This is a genomic window from Streptomyces sp. NPDC005485 (genome assembly GCF_040606085.1).
Taxonomy (GTDB): domain Bacteria; phylum Actinomycetota; class Actinomycetes; order Streptomycetales; family Streptomycetaceae; genus Streptomyces.
Genome location: NZ_JBEXDZ010000303.1, coordinates 1 through 3,221, shown reverse-complemented (window position 1 = coordinate 3,221; position 3,221 = coordinate 1). Strand labels below are relative to the sequence as shown.

General features: G+C 69.5%; 4 protein-coding genes and 1 tRNA gene. 3 read left to right on the top strand and 2 right to left on the bottom strand.

Annotated elements, in window-relative coordinates:
* Positions 1-61: 61 nt before the first annotated feature.
* Positions 62-146 (bottom strand) — tRNA-Leu (locus ABZS97_RS43705).
* 188 nt (positions 147-334) lie between these two features.
* On the opposite strand from ABZS97_RS43705, the gene ABZS97_RS43700 reads away from it, so the two are divergent.
* The 3 genes from ABZS97_RS43700 to ABZS97_RS43690 all read left to right on the top strand — a co-directional run bounded on the left by ABZS97_RS43700 (position 335) and on the right by ABZS97_RS43690 (position 3,069).
* The gene (locus ABZS97_RS43700; protein ID WP_356149576.1) at positions 335-1,660 is read left to right on the top strand and encodes a M20/M25/M40 family metallo-hydrolase; all 1,326 of its coding nucleotides are present in this window, start codon (positions 335-337) and stop codon (positions 1,658-1,660) included.
* Positions 1,661-1,842: 182 nt separating this feature from the next.
* Positions 1,843-2,076, top strand: a complete 234-nt coding sequence (gene chpH, locus ABZS97_RS43695; RefSeq protein ID WP_200700911.1) for a chaplin ChpH — start codon at positions 1,843-1,845, stop codon at positions 2,074-2,076.
* 186 nt (positions 2,077-2,262) lie between these two features.
* The gene (locus ABZS97_RS43690; RefSeq protein WP_356149572.1) at positions 2,263-3,069 is read left to right on the top strand and encodes a chaplin family protein; all 807 of its coding nucleotides are present in this window, start codon (positions 2,263-2,265) and stop codon (positions 3,067-3,069) included.
* Here the strand turns inward: ABZS97_RS43690 and ABZS97_RS43685 are convergent.
* Positions 3,042-3,221, bottom strand: a 180-nt coding sequence (locus ABZS97_RS43685) for a hypothetical protein (protein WP_356149569.1), incomplete at its 5' end; no start/stop codon positions are given. The two genes, ABZS97_RS43690 and ABZS97_RS43685, sit on opposite strands and share 28 nt — an antisense overlap.

The window sequence follows — 3,221 nt, the reverse complement described above, 5'->3', positions numbered from 1 at the left end:
ACCATCTGCCCACACCGAGTGTGGGCCGCGACCATTGGTCGCGGCCCTCACTCGTTCAGTGTGTCCGAGGGGGGACTTGAACCCCCACGCCCGATAAAGGGCACTAGCACCTCAAGCTAGCGCGTCTGCCATTCCGCCACCCGGACAAGGTGTCTGTCGCGCGGGGTTTCCCTCGCGGCGACAGAGGAAACATTACCAGGCTTTCGAGGACCCCCTGATCACCCCCTGTGCCGACGTGAACGGCGTGTGACGGGCCGGGTCCTGCCTTGGGGAGGGCCGGGGATCGGAGAGAGGATGAGGGGGACCACCAGCAGTGACAGTGGGAGGAAGCAGCGTGAGCGAGTCGAGCACGACCAGGGGCGTCTCCGGCGAGGACGAGGTCGTGGACCTCTGTCGCGAGCTGATCCGTATCGACACCAGCAACTACGGCGACCACTCCGGGCCGGGTGAGCGCAAGGCCGCCGAGTACGTGGCCGAAAAGCTCGCCGAAGTCGGCCTCGAACCGAAGATCTTCGAGTCGCACCAGGGCCGCGCCTCCACGGTCGCCCGCATCGAGGGCGAGGACCGCTCGCGGCCCGCGCTGCTCATCCACGGTCACACCGACGTCGTACCGGCCAACGCCGCGGACTGGACCCACGACCCCTTCTCGGGCGAGATCGCGGACGGCTGTGTGTGGGGCCGGGGCGCCGTCGACATGAAGGACATGGACGCGATGACCCTCGCGGTCGTCCGCGACCGGATGCGCAGTGGGCGCAAGCCCCCGCGTGACATCGTGCTCGCCTTCCTCGCCGACGAGGAGGCGGGCGGCACCTGGGGTGCGCGCCACCTGGTCGACAAGCACCCGGACCTCTTCGAGGGGGTCACGGAGGCGATCGGCGAGGTCGGCGGGTTCTCCTTCACGGTCAACGAGAAGCTGCGGCTGTATCTCGTGGAGACCGCGCAGAAGGGCATGCACTGGATGAAGCTGACCGTGGACGGCACCGCCGGACACGGTTCGATGATCCACAAGGACAACGCCATCACCGAGCTGTCCGAGGCCGTCGGCCGGCTCGGGCGGCACAAGTTCCCGGTCCGCGTCACCAAGACGCTGCGGCACTTCCTCGACGAGCTGGGCGACGCGCTCGGCACCGAGCTCGACCCGGAGAACATGGACGCGACGCTCGCCAAGCTCGGCGGCATCGCCAAGCTCATCGGCGCCTCCCTCCAGAACACCGCCAACCCGACACAGCTGGGCGCGGGTTACAAGGTCAACGTGATCCCGGGCCAGGCGACCGCGCATGTCGACGGGCGGTATCTGCCGGGATACGAGGAGGAGTTCCTCGCCGACCTCGACCGGATCCTCGGACCGAACGTGAAGCGCGAGGACGTGCACGGCGACAAGGCGCTGGAGACCACCTTCGACGGTGCGCTCGTCGACGCGATGCAGACCGCGCTGGTGGCCGAGGACCCGATCGCGCGTGCGGTGCCGTACATGCTCTCGGCCGGCACCGACGCCAAGTCCTTCGCCGACCTCGGAATCCGCTGCTTCGGTTTCGCGCCGCTGAAGCTGCCGCCGGAGCTGGACTTCGCGGGCATGTTCCACGGCGTCGACGAGCGGGTGCCGGTGGATGCGCTGAAGTTCGGCGTGCGCGTGCTCGACCGCTTCATCGAGGCGTCCTGAAATCAGGCCGTGAAGGCGCGTCCGGAATTGCTCCGGTGAAACGAAACTCCAGTATTCGCCAGTCTGTGCGGGTCCCACTGAGAAGAGTGAATCCGACCATAAGCTCGTAGCTCCATTACTCCCTCCTCGTTACAGGTGGTGCGGTCCGAGGGTTTGGATCGCTTTGCCAACAAGGAGGAATAATGATCAAGAAGGTCGTCGCCGCTGCGGCTGCCACTGGTGGCCTGGTTCTCGCGGGTGCGGGCCTGGCTGTCGCCGATGCGGGTGCTCAGGGTGCCGCCGTGCACTCCCCGGGTGTCGCGTCCGGCAACGTCATCCAGGTGCCCGTTCACGTCCCGGTGAACGTCTGCGGCAACACGGTCTCCGTGATCGGGCTGCTGAACCCCGCCTTCGGCAACACCTGCATCAACAAGTGACGTTGTGCCTCACCCCATGAGGGTCTTTCCCTGAGGGGAATTCCCATCGGGGTCTGAGTCGGTCGGCTCCGGAGTGCGCGCCATGCGCTCCGGGGCCGACCGGCTTTCGGCGCACGCGCAGGGGGTGCGTGCGTTTTCCGGACGGTCCGCCCATGCGGACTGAGGGACGAAGGCAGGAAATCAGTTATGCGACAGGTCACCCGCAAGGGCCTGATGACGGTGGCGGCCGCGACCGGCGTCATCGCCGCCGCCGGCGGCTACGCACACGCCGACTCGGGCGCGAGCGGCTCCAGTTCGGATTCACCCGGCGTGCTGTCGGGCAACACGGTGCAGGCGCCGGTGCACGCGCCGGTCAACGTCTGCGGCAACACCGTGAACGTCGTCGGACTGCTCAACCCGGCGGCGGGCAACAAGTGCGTCAACCGGGGCGGCGGCAGCAGCGGTGGTTACGGCGCACCGTCCGGCGGCGGGTCCCACGCCGGCGGGCACGCCAGTGACTCGCCGGGGGTCGGCTCCGGCAACCACGCGCAGGTGCCGGTCGACGTGCCGGTCAACGTCTGCGGCAACAGCGTCAACGTGGGGGGACTCGGCAACGGGACCACGGGCAACGCGTGCGGGAACGGCGGAGGCGCCGGCGGCGGCCACTCCACCACGCCTCCGGGTGGCGGTCACCAGACGCCGCCTCCGGGCCACCCCGATCAGCCGGGCAACCCGGATCAGCCCGGCAACCCGGGCAACCCGGACCACCCGGGCAAGCCCGGGAACCCGGAGCACCCGGGCAACCCCGGCACGCCGCCCTCCTCGGGCGACGAACACCCGGGCGGCTCCTCGGGCGTCAACCACCCCGGGACGCAGTCCGTCACCCAGCCGCTGGGCAGCGCGCAGCTCGCCCACACCGGCAGTGACCTGCCGCTCGGTCTGGTGCTGCCGGCGGGCGCGGGCGCACTGCTCGCGGGCGCCGTGCTCTACCGCCGGGCGCGGTCGGCGGCGTAGCCCACGGGCAGAAGGGACAAGCCCCCGTACAGGTGGGCACAGCGCCGCATACTTCCCCTGCGGCGTGCCAGACGGAGCGGGCCCCGCCTCGGCGGGGCCAGGGACACGTCCCGCAGGGCGCGCACCGCGCCGAAGGACTTGGAGATGTCCTT